The sequence below is a fragment of the Brevundimonas sp. P2_A6 genome (assembly GCF_056404975.1).
In genome coordinates, this window is the sequence record NZ_JBFUCZ010000006.1 from 95,101 (window position 1) to 109,063 (window position 13,963).

The following is a 13,963-nucleotide window of genomic DNA, read 5'->3' on the forward strand; positions in this document are numbered from 1 at the left end:
TCGAGGGGGCGACGCTGCTTACCGTTCCGGCGATGCGTATCGCCACCTGGAACGTCAACTCCGTCAACGCCCGCCTGCCGACCGTCCTGGCTTGGCTGGAGGCGGCGAACCCCGACGTCGTCTGCTTCCAGGAGATCAAGACCGTCGATGAAAAGTTCCCGCGCGAGGCCTTCGAGAGCCTGGGCTACAACGTCGAGGTCCACGGCCAGAAGTCGTACAACGGCGTGGCGCTGCTCTCGAAATATCCGGTCTCCGACGTCCGGCGTGGCCTGCCCGGCTCGGACCTGCTGGCCGAAGGGCTTGATGACCAGTCTCGCTATATCGAAGCGCTGATCGAGGCCCCCCGGCCGGTCCGCGTCGGCGGCCTGTACCTACCCAACGGCAATCCGATCGGCACGGAGAAGTTCGAGTTCAAGCTGCGCTGGATGGCCCGTCTGAACGCTCACGCCCGTGACCTGCTGGCTCAGGAAGAGGCCTTCACCCTGTGCGGCGACTATAATGTGATCCCGACGCCGGACGACGCCAAGAACCCCGCCGCCTGGACCACCGACGCGCTGTTCCAGCCCGAAAGCCGCGCCGCCTTCCGCGCCCTGAAGGGCCTGGGCCTGTATGAGGCGGGCGAACTGGGCCAACAACCGCCCGGCACCTACACCTTCTGGGACTATCAGGCCGGAGCCTGGCAGCGCGATCACGGCATTCGCATCGACTTCCACCTGCTGTCGCCCCAGGCCGCGGACCGGTTCGTCGGCGTCGAGACCCATCGCGACGCCCGCGATATGGAAAAGCCGTCCGACCACGTCCCGGTCGTCGTCGAACTGGCCGACTGATGGACCAGGCCCGGGATGTCTGAGGCCCTGGATGTCTGAAGCCCTGCGCGTCATCTTGCTGGTCGCGCTTGCCGCCGCCGCCCTGACCACCGCCGCCCTGAGCCTCAACTGGTGGATGGAGCCCGAGCGCCGCCTGCGCCGCGCCATGCTGAAGTCGCTGGGTGCCCTGCCCGAGGTCGAGGCCATCTCGGCATCCGAGGGCCGCGGCGCCGGTCTGGATTTCGACGGCGGTCAGGTCGCGGTCCTTTGGGATCGCGGTGGCCATGGCCTGGTCTATGCCTTCGACGAGGTCGAGGGCGGAGAGCTGATCGTCGACGGCCACGTCGTCGCTCGCGTGCGCCGGGGCGAGGCGCGCAAGGCCCTGGACGTCATGGCCCCCGACGCCGAACAGGTCACCCTGCGCCTGCTGTTCGCCGATGCCCGCTATCCGGAGTTCGAACTGGCCCTGTGGAACGCCATGTCGCCCGGCCATACCGGCTCCCCGCCCGAGGCCATGCGCCTGGGCCGCCGCTGGCTGTCCCATCTGGAAGCCCTTCTGAAGTAGGTCTTCGGGGTTTCCCCTGGCCGGGGGAAGGACTAAACGACCCCCTCCGCTTTCTCCCGTTTCGCGTATTTCCCCGAAGGAGCCCCCAGTGGCCCGCCTTTTCGACGCCTATGTCATCGCCGACTGGACCGCCGCCGAAGGCAAGAAGCTGGGCGAGAACTCGGTCTGGATCGGCGTGGCCAAGCGCGACGTCCGCTTCCGCCTGTACACCGAGACCCACAACGTCGCGACGCGGGCCGAGGGCGAGGCGATGATCCGCTCGATCCTCGCCGACCACGCCAAGCGCGGTGATCGCGTGCTGCTGGGCTTCGACTTCTCGCTGGGCTACCCGGCCGGCACCGCCCAGCGGCTGGGTCTGAAGGACACGCCGGCCTGGTCCGCCCTGTGGAAGTTCATCGCGACGAACATCGTCGACAAGGCCGACAACACCAATAACCGCTACCAGATCGCCGCCAAGATGAACCGGCTGATGACGGATGAGGCCTGGCCCTTCTGGGGCGCGCCGGCCAAGCAGGCCCAGCGCTGGCTGACCACGACCAAACCCCCGGTCGGCTCTGGCGTGGATATCCCCGAATACCGGGCAACGGAACTGGCCATCAAGGGCGGCAAGCTGCAGCCCAAGTCGAACTGGCAGATGCATGGCGCGGGCGCCGTCGGTGGCCAGACCCTGGTCGGCATCCCCATGGTGCGTCGCCTGCTGGAAAGCCTGGGCTCTTCCTCCGCCGTCTGGCCCTTCGGCACCGGCTGGTGCCCGCTGGAGCCCGCCGACGTCGAGCCCCTGAGCGTCCTCGTCGCCGAAGTCTGGCCCTCCATGTGGCCCACGACCGTCGCTGCCGGAGAATTCAAGGACCAGGCCCAGGTCCGCACCACGGCCGAATCCCTGGCCCTGATGGACGAGCGCGGCGAGCTGTCGAAAGCCTTTGGTCCCAAGACGGGCACCGACGATGCCCTGATCGCCCAGGTTGAGGACGAGGAAGGCTGGATCCTGGGCGTCTGATCGGTCAGTCCGCGCGCAACGCGGCCGGGGCGACGACCACCTCGACCTTCCCGGTCGCGACGTCATAGACCATGCCCGACACGGTAACGACATGGCGGGTTCCTGTGCGGATCAGTGGTCGTTGACGACCGGGGCGGCGTTCGAAGGCGGGCGACAGAACGGGACCATCAGCAGGGCGATCAGGAAGATCCACGCCATCAGGCGGAAGACGTCATTGAACGCCAGCGTCAGCGACTGGCGCGCCACGACCCTGGCCAGTTCTCCCTGCGCCATCAGCATGGCCTGGGCCGCGTCGGTGGTGGTGCGGCCGATCTGGGCGGCCAGTTGGGCGATCAGCTCCGAGGCCGCGCCGGTCGGCTGACCGATCGCCTCCCCGAACCGCTGGGCGTGCAGACGCGCGTTGTCTCCCAGCCAGGTGTTGACCATGGCGATCCCGACCGCCCCGCCCAGGTTCCGCATCAGGTTGAACAGTCCCGAGGCATAGCGCAGGTCCGGCCCGGCGAAACCGGCCAAAGCGAACTGAACGCTGGGCACGATGCACAGCATGATCGAGAAGCCCCGCAGCACCTGGGGCCACAGGAAGTTCGCGAACCCCCATTCCGGCGTCAGGAACGACGTCAGATACAGGCTGGCGGCGAACAGCGTCAGGCCGACGGCAATGATTATCCGCTGGTCGATGCTCTGCGACGCGCGCGCGGCGATGATGACACTGAACAGCTGCGCACAGCCCGTGACGACGACCGTCGTGCCGATCTCGAGCGCGTTGTAGCCCCGCACCCGGCCCAGGAAGACCGGGATCAGATAGGTGGCGGCATAGATGCCGAAACCGATGGTCAGGTTGAACACACAGGCGAAGACGAACGTCGGCTTTTTGAATGGCGTCAGGCGAACGATCGGCCCGCCCGAGTTGAACGACCGCTCCAGAAACAGGACGAACCCGACCAGCGAGGCCCAGGCGGCGATGGCGATATGGGTGTTTTGGAACCAGTCGCTTCTTGGCCCTTCCTCCAGCACATATTCCAAACCGCCCAGGAACACGGCCATGGCGGCCAGATGCGAATAGTCGATGGTCTTCAGCATCGACAGGTTTGGCAGGTCCACCCGGATCAGGCGAAGCGCCAGGATCGTCACCAACGCGCCCGGGACGATGTTGACATAGAAGATCCACCGCCACCCGGCCGCTTCGGTGATCCAGCCGCCGACCGTCGGGCCAAGCGTCGGGGCCAGGACCGACACCATGCCCAGGATCGCCGGGATCATCGCCCGCTGCTTGCCCTCGAACAGGGCGAAGCCGGTGGCGAACACGGTCGGGATCATGGCCCCGCCGACGAAGCCCTGGATGACCCGAAACACGATCATGGATTCGATGTCCCAGGCCAGGCCGCACAGCGCGCTGGCCAGGGTGAACAGCCCGGCGGACAGGGCGAACAGCCACCGCGTCGACAGGGCCTGCGCCAGGAAGGCGGCGAACGGGATCATGATCAGCTCCGCGATCAGATAGCCGGTCTGGATCCAGCTGATCTCGTCCGGCCCCGCCGACAGGCCGGCTTGCACGTCGTTCAGCGATGCCGCGACGATCTGGATGTCGATCAGCGCCATGAATTGACCGAACGCCATCACGCCGAAGATCAGGAACTTTGTTGCGGTCGGCAGACCGACGGGGTTCGGCGCGGCGTGTGCGGTTGAACCCTCTGCCGTGATGTCGGTCATGCAATCGATCCCGGGGCCGCCCTTGCCAGACCGCCCGTCATAGGATTACATGCATCATATAAAGGAGGCCCGCAAGGCCATGCGCTACGATGCCGACCACAAGACGCGGACCCGCGAGCGGGTGCTGACGGTCGCCAAGCAGGCGATCCGCCGCGACGGCCTGGCCAATCTGGGCGTCGCGGCGGTGATGAAGGACGCCGGCCTGACGCACGGCGGGTTCTATGCTCACTTCGCCTCGCGCGACGCCCTGATCGATGCCGCGATCGAGGACATGCTTGTCGGAGCCAAGGCCCGGTTTCTGCGCGTCACCGATGGACTGGCCCCCACCATGGCTCTGGCGAGCTATCTCGATCTGTATCTGTCGCCCGATCATCGCGATTCCGGGACCTTCCTGTGCCCACTGCCGATCCTGGTGACGGATATGACCCGGCTGGAGCCCCGCATGCGTCAGGTCTACGCCCTGACGGCTGACCGGCTTGCCGGGCTGATGCGGCCGATGATCGAGGCGGCGAACCCCGGGCTGGCAAGCGACGAGGCGGTGCTCACCGCCCGCTCGGTGGTTTCCGAAATCGTCGGGGCCCTGTCGCTGGCGCGCGCCATGGGACCGACCGAACAGTCCGACGGCGTCCTGGCGGCCTCCCGCACTGCCCTGAAACGCCGCCTCGGTCTCCCCGCCGATCCGGCCGGAACCGTCCAATGACCGCCACGACGCCTGATGCCGCCGATGTTACGCAAGGGCGCAAATCGCGCCTGCCGTTCTCGAAACGCACGCTGTTGATGGTCAGCGGGGCCATCCTCGTGGTGGTGGCGGGGGCTGGCTTCATCCTGATGCCCCGCAACACCGTCACCACCGAAGCGGCCTATGTTCAGGCCGACGCCTCGTCCGTGGCCCCCCGCGTGCGCGGGCAGATCGCCCAGGTGCTGGTCGCCCACAACCAAAGCGTCCGGCGCGGCGACCCGCTGGTCCGCATCGACCCCGAGGAGTTCGACGCCCGCGTGGCGGCGGCGCAGGCTGAGTTGCAGGATGCCCAGGCCGAGGTACTGGCCGCCCGCGCGGCGCTTGTGTCCCTGGGCGCGGACGAGGCTCTGGCCGCCGCCGCCATCCGCTCGGCCCGGACCTCGATCGCGGCTGCGGATGCTCAGAACGTGCGGGCCCAGGCCGACCGTAATCGCTACGACGACCTTCTGGCGTCCGGCACCGTGGCGCGCCGCGATGCCGAGGAGCGCCGCGCCGCCGCCGTCAGCACGCAATCCAATGCCGACAAGACCCGCGCCGATCTGGACGTGACCCGAAATCAGGCCAGCGTCGTCAGCGCCCGTCGCGACGTGCTGGATGCGGGTCTGCTCCGCGCGGAGGCTTCCGTAGCCCGGGCACAGGCCGCGCTGGACCTGGCGCTGCAGGATCAGGCCAACACCATCGTGCGTGCCCCGATCGACGGAGTCGTCGCCAATCGTCAGGCCGAGCCTGGCGACTATGTCCAGGCCGGCACCCGACTGCTGACCCTGGTGCCGTCCACGGGCCTTTATGTCACCGCCAACTTCAAGGAAACGCAGACCGGCCGCATGCGCGTAGGTCAGCCGGTCGAGATCGAGGTCGACGCCCTGCCCGGCACGCGTCTGCACGGTGTCGTCGACAGTTTCGCCCCTGGGTCCGGATCGTCCTTCGCCCTGCTGCCGTTCGAGCCGGGAACCGGCAACTTCACCAAGGTCGTGCAGCGCGTGCCGGTCCGGATTCGCCTCGATCCCGGCCAGCCCACGCTCACCCGTCTGCGCTCCGGCCTGTCGACCACGGTGACGGTCCGGTTGCGCGAGTGAGCCTTACTGTCCTGAGCCGATCTGATCGAGTTTCGAGACCGCATCCTCCGGCAAGCGAAGGTCGGCGACGGCCAGGTTCTCGCGCAGATGCGCCACCGACGATGTGCCGGGGATCAGCAGGATGTTGGGCGAGCGTTGCAGCAGCCAGGCCAGGGCGACCTGCAGCGGACTGGCCCCGACGCTGTCGGCCACCTGCGACAGGGCTTCTGACTGTAGCGGGCTGAAGCCGCCCAACGGGAAGAACGGCACATAGGCGATGTTGTCGGCGGCGAGAGCATCGATCAGGGCGTCGTCCTCTCGGTGGGCCAGATTGTACTCGTTCTGAACGCAGACGATGTCGGTAATCCCTCGCCCCTGCGCCACCTGGGTTGCAGTGACGTTGCTCAGCCCGATGTGTCGCACCAGCCCCTGGGCTTTCAGCTCCGCCAGCGCGGTCAAAGGTGCCTCGATCGATCCCTCGCTGGTGCCGTGGCCGTTCGGATTGCCCATGATGCGCAGGTTGACGACGTCCATCTGCTCGCGACCCAGGTGGCGCAGATTGTCCCGAACGGCGGCCGCCAGATCATCGGCCGACATGGCCGGGTTCCAGGACGCGTCCTCGCCTCTCCGCGCGCCGATCTTCGTCACGATGACCAGATCGTCCGCATAGGGATGCAGGGCCTCGCGGATGATCCGGTTGGTGACGTGGGGGCCATAGAAGTCACTGGTGTCGATATGATCGACGCCGCTGGCCACCGCCTCGCGCAGCACCGCCAGCGCGGCGTCGGGATCCTTCGGCGGTCCGAATACGCCCGGCCCCGCCAGCTGCATCGCGCCATAGCCGATGCGCTTCACCGTCCGGTCGCCCAGTCGATAGGTACCGGCCGCGTTGATGTCGGTCATGGTGATGTCCCTTGTTTTCAGCCGATCAACGCGCGAGCGGCCGCGCGGGCCTCTTCGGTGATGACTGCCCCGGCCAGCATCCGTGCGATTTCTTCTCGCCGAGCCTCAGCGTCCAGCGTGTCGACCGTCGTCGTCGTGACACCGGCGGCATCGGCCTTGCGCACCTTCCAGTGGGCGTGTCCGCGCGCGGCGACCTGGGGGCTGTGGGTGACGACCAGGACCTGGGCACCGGTCGAGAGGCGTTTCAGACGCTGGCCCACGGCCTCCGCCACGGCGCCGCCGACGCCCTGGTCGACCTCGTCGAAGATCATCACTGGCTGACGCTGATCCTCGCGCCCGGCCAGAGCCGCCTTCATGGCCAGGGCGAAACGGGCCAGTTCGCCGCCAGACGCGATGGCGTCCAGCGGCCCGAAAGGCGTCCCGGCGTTGGTGGCGATCTCGAACCGTGCCGTCTCGACGCCCAGCGGCCCGCGGCGACCCTCGGCCACCGGCTCCAGCGCGACGCGGAAGCGCGCGCGGTCCAGCTTCAGCGGACCCAGCTCCTCCATCACCGCGCGGGCCAGACGGTCGGCGGCGGCCTCCCGCCCGGAACTCAGAAGCGAAGCCGCCACGTCATAATGCTCGCGCGCCACGGCCGCCTCGCGTGCGGCGGCCGTCATCGCCTCTGCCCCGTCCTCGATCAGCCGCAGTTGCTCGCGGAGCGACAGACGCAGGGCCGGCAGGGCGTGGACAGTCGTGTTCAGTTTCCGAGCGGCGGCCCGCAGGGCGAACAGCCGCTCCTCGGCCTTGTCCAGCCGGCCGGGTTCGAAGTCGAAGGCGTTGGCCGCGGCATCGACCTCGGCGATGGCCTCGGCGGCCTCCACCATGGTGCGATCGATGGCCTCGGCGGCGGACGTCAGACGCACCAGCACCGGATGGTCGGCCTCGACCCCAGCCTGTGTCGCCCGCTGCCGGGCATGCTCGACGGCACGCAAGGCGGCCGACAGCCGCTGACTGAGCTTGTCGCCACCCAGGTTGGTGCGCGCGTCGGCCAGGTCGGCGACGGCCTTTTCCGCCGCGCCCAGCACCGCGCGTTCGCCCGCCAGCTCGGTCTCCTCATCCTCGCGCGGATCGAGGTCATCGAGGTCGGCCAGGTTCAGGGTGATCTCTTCGGCACGGGCGGCGGCATCGGCGGCGGCGGCGCGCAGGCCTTCCAGCTTCGCCTCGGCCGCCTTCAGCCGATCGGATGCCGCCGCGACGCCGCCCAGTTGCGGCGCCAGACCGCCGTAGGCGTCGAGCAGGCCGCGATGGGTCTTCCAGTCCAGCAGGCCGACCGTCTCGTGCTGGCCGTGCACCTCGACCAGACGCGCGCCAATCTCGCGGAGCGCCGCGACCCCGGCCGGCTGATCGTTGACATAGGCCCGGCTGCGGCCGTCGGCGGACAGGACGCGGCGCAGGATCAGGTCCTCACCCGGCGTCACGTCGAACCCCTTGTCCTGGATCAGGGCGATCAGGTCGGCGTCGTCCGGCGCGGTAAACACGGCGGTGGCCACGGCCTGTTTGGCCCCCGACCTGACCAGCCCCGCCTCGCCTCGCCCGCCCAGCGCCAGACCCAGGGCATCCAGGATGATCGACTTGCCCGCGCCCGTCTCGCCGGTCAGCACGGTCAGGCCGTCCTGAACGTCCAGATCGAGGGCGTCGACCAGCACTACGTCGCGGATCGACAGGGTGGTCAGCATGGCGCGGTCAGCATGGGGCGAGGTCGATTCGGCATCGCGGTCAGTCTAGCCCAGAACAGGACGCGAACGACGCACTCAAGCAGGCCGATGCCGCGCGTCGAGCGAAAGCGCCACGGAAACCGCTTCAGCCCGGAATGATCCGCTGCAACCAGCTCTCCCGCGCGCCGGTCGGTGCCGCGCCCGGCTGCTGGCCCTGTTCGGTCAGCAGGCCGTAGGCCTCGGCGTACCAGGGGCTGCCGGGATAGTTGTAGCCGAGCACCGATCCGTTCCGCTCCGCCTCGTCCTTCAGACCCAGGCTCAGATAGACCTCGACCAGCCGGTACAGGGCTTCTGGCGTGTGCGAGGTGCGCTGATAGGCTTCGTTATCGATCACCGACTTGTAACGACCGATCGCGGCCAGCGGCTGGTTGGCACGCTGATAATAGCGGCCGATGGACATCTCCTTGCCCGCCAGCTGGTCGTTGACCATGTCGATCTTGACCGTGGCATCGGTGGCATAGGACGAACCCGGATAACGCCGTGCGACATCCTTCAGACCATCCAGGGCCTGCTGCGCCTGCGCCTGATCGCGACCCACGTCGACGATCTGCTCGAAGTGGCAGGTGGCCCGCATGTAGAAGGCGTAGGCTGCCGACGGGCTGCCCGGAAACAGCGAGATGAACCGGTCCGACGCCGCGATCGATTCCTCGTAATCACCGTTCTGGTAGTATGCGTAGACCTGCATCAGGATCGCGCGGCGCGACCATTCCGAATACGGGTGCTGACGCTCGACCTCCTGGAAATAGTCGATCGCGTCCGACCATCGATGCGACTGAAGGCGCGTGTAGCCGGTGTTGTACAGCAGCTCGACCGGGCGTTCCTCATAGGCCAGCCGAGGCCGGTTGGCGGCACCATTGCAGGACGCGAGCGTCAGCGTGACGGCCGCGGCCATCAGGATCAGGCCGCCGCGTCGCAGGGCGGACGAAGACCGGGAGAAAGTCGGCAAGACGAACCTCTTCACACGCCACCCGTACGACCGATCTGGTCATCCGGAAATCAAGACCGCGTTCCCTATCACCCCCCGGCGAGCCGCGCCATGCATCCCGGTGGACGCGATGACCGCTTGCTACGGCCCGGTGCGCTGCTAAAGAGCGCGCGAGACGGAACGCGCTTCATTGGCGATCCGATGACGGCGAAAGGATGACCGGATGAAGCTGCTCGCAGGCAACTCGAACCGGACGCTGTCCCAGGCCATCGCCGATCATCTGGACATGCCCCTGACAAAGGCCCAGGTGAAGCGGTTCGCCGACAACGAGGTCTTCGCCGTCATCGAGGAGAACGTGAGGGGCGAGGATGTCTTCGTCATCCAGTCGACCTCCTATCCCGCCAACGACAACCTGATGGAGCTTCTGATCTGCATCGACGCCCTGGTTCGGGCCTCGGCGCGACGGATCACGGCGGTCATGCCCTATTTCGGCTATGCCCGTCAGGACCGGAAAACCGGCGGTCGCACGCCGATTTCGGCCAAGCTTGTCGCCAACATGATCACGCGCGCGGGTGCCGACCGTGTCCTGACCATGGATCTGCACGCCGGTCAGATTCAGGGATTTTTCGACATCCCGACGGACAATCTGGTGGCCACGCCCGTGCTGGCCCTGGACGTGAAGGAAAACTACCAGCGCGGCAATCTCATGATCGTCTCGCCCGACGTCGGCGGTGTGGTCCGGGCCCGGTCGCTTGCCGAGCGCCTGAACGTCGACCTGGCTATCGTCGATAAGCGACGACCGCGCGCGGGCGAGAGCGAAGTCATGAACATTATCGGCGACGTTTCGGGCCGCGAATGCATCCTGTTCGACGACATCGTCGATTCGGGCGGCACCCTGGTCAACGCGGCCAAGGCGCTGATGGAGGCGGGTGCCACCAGCGTTTCGGCCTACATCAGCCACGGCGTGTTGTCCGGCCCGGCCGTCCAGCGCGTGACCGATGGCCCCCTGAAGGAGCTTGTCATCACCGATTCGATCGAACAGCCGTTCGAGGTCACGTCCTGCGCCAAGATCCGCACCGTGCCCGTCGCGCCCCTGATCGGCGAGGCTATCCGTCGGATCGCCAACGAAGAATCGGTGTCGAAACTCTTCGACTGATTGCGGGTTTGCCTCAAAACCGCCGAGAGCCTGCTATTGGGTCCGGCAGGGGTCGCTGCGGAGGATCATGATGGCACTGTTTTCGAGCCGTGGGGCGTCGGCCCTGGCGGCCTTGGCGATTGCCGCCACCCTGTCGTCCTGCGCGTCCAACAAGGCCGCCGAGGAAGCGGAAGCGACGCGTGTCGCAGCCGAAGTAGCCGCCGCGGCTGCTCTCGCCGCCCAACCCAAACCCATCGCCCTGAACAACAGCGTCATCCAGTCGGCGGCCATCTATCTGGGCTTCACCCGTGACATGGCGACCCTGCGCGGCGGCTTCGAGAGCTCGGAAGCCATTCTGGCCGCCATGCAGCGCGGTGCCGCCTATCAGCCGGACCAGATCTCGCGCGGGCTGGTCGCCTATGCCTCGATCCTGGCACTGCAGTCGCCTGAGTTCGTCACCAGCGTGCGCCAATACGGAATGGACCGGGAGACCAGGAACCAGACGGTCGCCCGGATCGTCGCCGATCCTACCTACGCCTCCACCCTGACCGGAGCCGATTCCGCAGCCGGCCTGATCATGGGCGTGCTGGATGCCGACATCGCCGCCCTGCGCGTCGCGGCCGACTCCATCGAGAACGACGCCTATGCCATCCAGGCCGATGGCCGTGCCTCATGGGCGCGCCTGCCGGTACCGGATCGGGAGACGCGCATCCAGGGCGTCAAGGATCTGTCGGCCCGGCGAATGCTGGCTGACGCCGGCGACGCCGCCCGGCTTTCGGCCGCGGCCTATTCCGGGTCCGGCCTGGGCGTCTCGACCCCGCGCCTGCGCCAGCCCCCCTATCCGCCCGCCGTATCGAGCGCCCTGGCCCTGGCGGCGCTCGCGGTGCTGGATGGCGCGGGCGAGAACGCGGTCTCGAACACCGACGCCCTGCAATACGACCGCGCCAGCCAGGACTGTTTCGCCAGCTCCAAGCTGAACCTGTTCCAATGTCTGGCGGCCTCGCGCCCCAGCTATGAGGTCGAATTCTGCCTGGGCCGCCACATTGTTCGGGATCTGGCGACCTGCGCCAGCGGCACCAGCCAGCCCGCCGCCCAGATCACCGTCGGCGCCCCGACGCAGAGCCGCGCCACGTCCACGGCGCCGGCCATCCGAACGGTGCCACTGGGACCCCCGACGGAGCCGGCCTTCTCGCTTCCGCCCGAAACGCCCGCGACCGTGACGCCGGTCACGCCGCCTGCGCCGACGATCACGCCGAACCCTTCGCTCGCCCCTGGCGCGAGCCAGACTCAGCGTTTGAACGCCGCGCCCCCGGCGCCACAACCGTGAACTCGCCCTGCGGGATTAACGGTCGGAAAACCCTCGACAACGCGATATAGAACGCTCGGCGCTGGGAGAGCGCCTCAGTATCCGTATCCGGGGGACTATCCATGCGTCTGGTTCTTTCACGTCGCGCGTTGGCGGTCGTGGTGGCCGCCACCACAGCCGTCCTCGCCGCCTGCAGCACGCCGGCGCCCGAACCCGTCGTCGTGGTGGAAGCGCCTCCCCCGCCGCCGCCTCCGGTCACCCTGAACGAAGGTGTGGCCCAGGCTGCCTCGATCTATGTGGCCTTCATTCGCGACGTCGGCACCATTCAAGCCGGTTTCCCCGACGCCGAGTCGATCCAGAACGCCATGCACAAGGGCGCGGCCTATGATCCCGCCACCCTGTCGCGCGGGATGATCGCCTACGGCTCGATCCTAGCGCTGCAGTCACCAGAGTTCGTGGCCGGGGTCCGCACCTATGCGGTCGATCCCGCGACCCGCGCCGATGTCGTCGCCAATATCATCCGCGATCCCGCCTACGCCGCCGGTCTGCCCGGTGCCGACGTCGCGGCCGGACTGATCATCGCTACCCTGGGCCAGGACATCACCGCCCTGACGACCATCGCCGACGCCGTCGAGGGCGACGCCTATACGATCCAGGAACGCAACGACCCCCGCCGCCGCTGGGCCACGGTGCCGATCCCCGACCGCGCCGCCCGACTGGAAACCGCCAAGACGATCTCCGCGGGCCAGATGCTGCCCTCCGCCGAAGATTCCGCGCGCCTGTTCGCGGCGGCCAACAGCGGATCCGGCCTGAACCTGGCTCCCGCGACCAATGCCCCTCCCTACACCCCGGCCGTCGTACATTCCCTGGCCATCGCCGCCCTGGCCGCTCTCGGGGCCGCCGGCGACGATGCGCGCGCGAATACCGAGGCTTTGTCGATCGAATCGAACGCCCAGTTCTGTCTGGATATGTCCAAGCTGAATCTGTTCCAGTGCCTGGCCGCTTCGCGCCCCAGTTATGAGGACATGTTCTGCGTCGGCCGCCACATCGTGCGCGACCTGGCGACCTGCACCACCCAGGCGACCGTGCCTGTCGTGACGCCCGTCTCCGACACGGCGACGGCCTCCGTCACCCCCGTGGCCGGCGTCGCCCAGGAGGCGGCCACGGCCTCTATCGTCGCAACCCAGCCCGCGACCAGGTAGGGGCGCTGACGCCTGGACGCGGTCGCGGGCCGCTGGAGCGCGTTTCGTCTCGCGGACGCGGTTGCGCATGCCGGCGCTTGCGTGTAATGACCCGCGCTCTTGAATTCGAGGGTCCATGACCCCGCCGCGCGGGCCGCAATGTTGGCGCAGGCGTTTTTGTTGTTGAGGCGAGCCAGATGGCCGAGATCATTCTGAACGTGGACGTCCGCGAGAACACCGGCACCGGCGGCGCGCGCGCCGCCCGTCGCTCCGGCGCGGTTCCGGGCATCCTGTACGGCGGTGGCAAGGCCCCGGTCGCCATCTCGGTCAACGAGAAGGACTTCCGCAAGAACCTGTACACCGGCAAGCTGCTGGGCCACCTCGTCACGCTGAAGTACGGCGACGAAAGCCAGCCGGTCATCGCCAAGGATGTTCAGTTCGACCCCGTGTCGGACCGTCCCCTGCACTTCGACCTGATGCGCGTCGACGAAAAGCAGGTCATCAAGATCGAGGTGCCGATCCACTTCATCAACGAAGACCAGTGCAAGGCCTTCCGTCAGGGCGGCACGCTGGAGATCGTCCGTCACTCGGTCGAGATCATGGTTCCCGCCAACCACATCCCCGAAGATCTGGTCGTCGATCTGGCCGGCCACAAGCTGGGCGACACCCTGCGCTGGTCGGACGTCAAGGTCCCATCGGACGTCGAGGCCACCATCACCGAGCGTGACTTCGTGATCGGCTCCATCAAGGTCTCGTCGGCCGCCATCGCCGCCGACCAGATCGAGGAAGCCATCGCCGAGGAACAGGCCGAGGCCGAAGCCGCCGCCATCGAGGCCGGCGACGTGCCCGCCACGGAACAGGGCGACGAAGACGCCGAGGCTGAA

At 67.8% G+C, this 13,963-nt stretch carries 12 protein-coding genes and 1 pseudogene; 9 read left to right on the top strand and 4 right to left on the bottom strand.

Annotation, left to right across the window (positions count from 1 at the left end; translation table 11 throughout):
• The first annotated feature begins 32 nt into the window (after positions 1-32).
• The 3 genes from xth (at position 33) to AC1DW4_RS13645 (ending at position 2,368) form a co-directional block, all read left to right on the top strand.
• A complete protein-coding gene (gene xth, locus AC1DW4_RS13635; RefSeq protein WP_477017802.1) occupies positions 33-827 on the top strand; it encodes an exodeoxyribonuclease III in 795 nt (264 codons plus the stop codon).
• Positions 828-858: 31 nt separating this feature from the next.
• Positions 859-1,371, top strand: a complete 513-nt coding sequence (locus tag AC1DW4_RS13640) for a hypothetical protein (RefSeq protein ID WP_477017803.1) — start codon at positions 859-861, stop codon at positions 1,369-1,371.
• Positions 1,372-1,459: 88 nt separating this feature from the next.
• Positions 1,460-2,368 (top strand): cobalamin biosynthesis protein CbiG, encoded by a 909-nt coding sequence (locus AC1DW4_RS13645; RefSeq protein ID WP_477017804.1) that lies wholly within the window; start codon positions 1,460-1,462, stop codon positions 2,366-2,368.
• A gap of 111 nt (positions 2,369-2,479) precedes the next feature.
• On the opposite strand, the gene AC1DW4_RS13650 is transcribed toward AC1DW4_RS13645, so the two are convergent.
• The gene (locus tag AC1DW4_RS13650) at positions 2,480-4,078 is read right to left on the bottom strand and encodes a DHA2 family efflux MFS transporter permease subunit (RefSeq protein ID WP_477017805.1); all 1,599 of its coding nucleotides are present in this window, start codon (positions 4,076-4,078) and stop codon (positions 2,480-2,482) included.
• A 79-nt stretch (positions 4,079-4,157) separates the two neighbouring features.
• Here AC1DW4_RS13650 and AC1DW4_RS13655 point away from each other — a divergent pair, with 79 nt between their 5' ends.
• The gene (locus AC1DW4_RS13655; RefSeq protein ID WP_477017806.1) at positions 4,158-4,778 is read left to right on the top strand and encodes a TetR/AcrR family transcriptional regulator; all 621 of its coding nucleotides are present in this window, start codon (positions 4,158-4,160) and stop codon (positions 4,776-4,778) included.
• Positions 4,775-5,893 (top strand): HlyD family secretion protein, encoded by a 1,119-nt coding sequence (locus tag AC1DW4_RS13660; RefSeq protein WP_477017807.1) that lies wholly within the window; start codon positions 4,775-4,777, stop codon positions 5,891-5,893. The genes AC1DW4_RS13655 and AC1DW4_RS13660 overlap by 4 nt, the downstream gene beginning before the upstream one ends.
• A 3-nt stretch (positions 5,894-5,896) precedes the next feature.
• Here AC1DW4_RS13660 and AC1DW4_RS13665 read toward each other — a convergent pair whose 3' ends face one another.
• From AC1DW4_RS13665 to AC1DW4_RS13675, 3 genes are all read right to left on the bottom strand, one after another.
• Positions 5,897-6,775: an aldo/keto reductase family oxidoreductase gene (locus AC1DW4_RS13665; RefSeq protein WP_477017808.1), complete on the bottom strand. Its 879-nt coding sequence runs from the start codon at positions 6,773-6,775 to the stop codon at positions 5,897-5,899.
• 17 nt (positions 6,776-6,792) lie between these two features.
• On the bottom strand, positions 6,793-8,493 hold the full coding sequence (recN, locus tag AC1DW4_RS13670; protein ID WP_477017809.1) for a DNA repair protein RecN: 1,701 nt from the start codon (positions 8,491-8,493) through the stop codon (positions 6,793-6,795).
• Positions 8,494-8,617: 124 nt separating this feature from the next.
• Positions 8,618-9,424, bottom strand: a complete 807-nt coding sequence (locus AC1DW4_RS13675; RefSeq protein WP_477017873.1) for an outer membrane protein assembly factor BamD — start codon at positions 9,422-9,424, stop codon at positions 8,618-8,620.
• Positions 9,425-9,680: 256 nt separating this feature from the next.
• On the opposite strand from AC1DW4_RS13675, the gene AC1DW4_RS13680 reads away from it, so the two are divergent.
• From AC1DW4_RS13680 to AC1DW4_RS13695, 4 genes and pseudogenes are all read left to right on the top strand, one after another.
• Positions 9,681-10,613, top strand: coding sequence for a ribose-phosphate pyrophosphokinase (locus AC1DW4_RS13680; RefSeq protein WP_477017810.1), 933 nt, complete (start codon positions 9,681-9,683; stop codon positions 10,611-10,613).
• 67 nt (positions 10,614-10,680) lie between these two features.
• Positions 10,681-11,919 carry a hypothetical protein gene (locus AC1DW4_RS13685; protein ID WP_477017811.1) on the top strand — a complete coding sequence of 413 codons (1,239 nt, stop codon included), beginning with the start codon at positions 10,681-10,683 and terminating at the stop codon, positions 11,917-11,919.
• Between the two features lie 101 nt (positions 11,920-12,020).
• Positions 12,021-13,100: a hypothetical protein gene (locus AC1DW4_RS13690; RefSeq protein WP_477017812.1), complete on the top strand. Its 1,080-nt coding sequence runs from the start codon at positions 12,021-12,023 to the stop codon at positions 13,098-13,100.
• A gap of 176 nt (positions 13,101-13,276) precedes the next feature.
• A pseudogene (locus tag AC1DW4_RS13695) lies at positions 13,277-13,843 on the top strand (50S ribosomal protein L25/general stress protein Ctc); the annotation flags it as partial.
• Between the last annotated feature and the right edge of the window lie 120 nt (positions 13,844-13,963).

Coding starts and splice junctions, on each gene's coding strand:
- AC1DW4_RS13680 (WP_477017810.1), top strand. CDS start 9,681: ATGAAGCTGCTCGCAGGCAACTCGAACCGGACGCTGTCCCAGGCCATC.
- AC1DW4_RS13685 (WP_477017811.1), top strand. CDS start 10,681: ATGATGGCACTGTTTTCGAGCCGTGGGGCGTCGGCCCTGGCGGCCTTG.
- AC1DW4_RS13640 (WP_477017803.1), top strand. CDS start 859: ATGTCTGAAGCCCTGCGCGTCATCTTGCTGGTCGCGCTTGCCGCCGCC.
- AC1DW4_RS13650 (WP_477017805.1), bottom strand. CDS start 4,078: ATGACCGACATCACGGCAGAGGGTTCAACCGCACACGCCGCGCCGAAC.
- AC1DW4_RS13665 (WP_477017808.1), bottom strand. CDS start 6,775: ATGACCGACATCAACGCGGCCGGTACCTATCGACTGGGCGACCGGACG.
- AC1DW4_RS13675 (WP_477017873.1), bottom strand. CDS start 9,424: ATGGCCGCGGCCGTCACGCTGACGCTCGCGTCCTGCAATGGTGCCGCC.
- AC1DW4_RS13660 (WP_477017807.1), top strand. CDS start 4,775: ATGACCGCCACGACGCCTGATGCCGCCGATGTTACGCAAGGGCGCAAA.
- AC1DW4_RS13690 (WP_477017812.1), top strand. CDS start 12,021: ATGCGTCTGGTTCTTTCACGTCGCGCGTTGGCGGTCGTGGTGGCCGCC.
- AC1DW4_RS13655 (WP_477017806.1), top strand. CDS start 4,158: ATGCGCTACGATGCCGACCACAAGACGCGGACCCGCGAGCGGGTGCTG.
- recN (WP_477017809.1), bottom strand. CDS start 8,493: ATGCTGACCACCCTGTCGATCCGCGACGTAGTGCTGGTCGACGCCCTC.
- xth (WP_477017802.1), top strand. CDS start 33: ATGCGTATCGCCACCTGGAACGTCAACTCCGTCAACGCCCGCCTGCCG.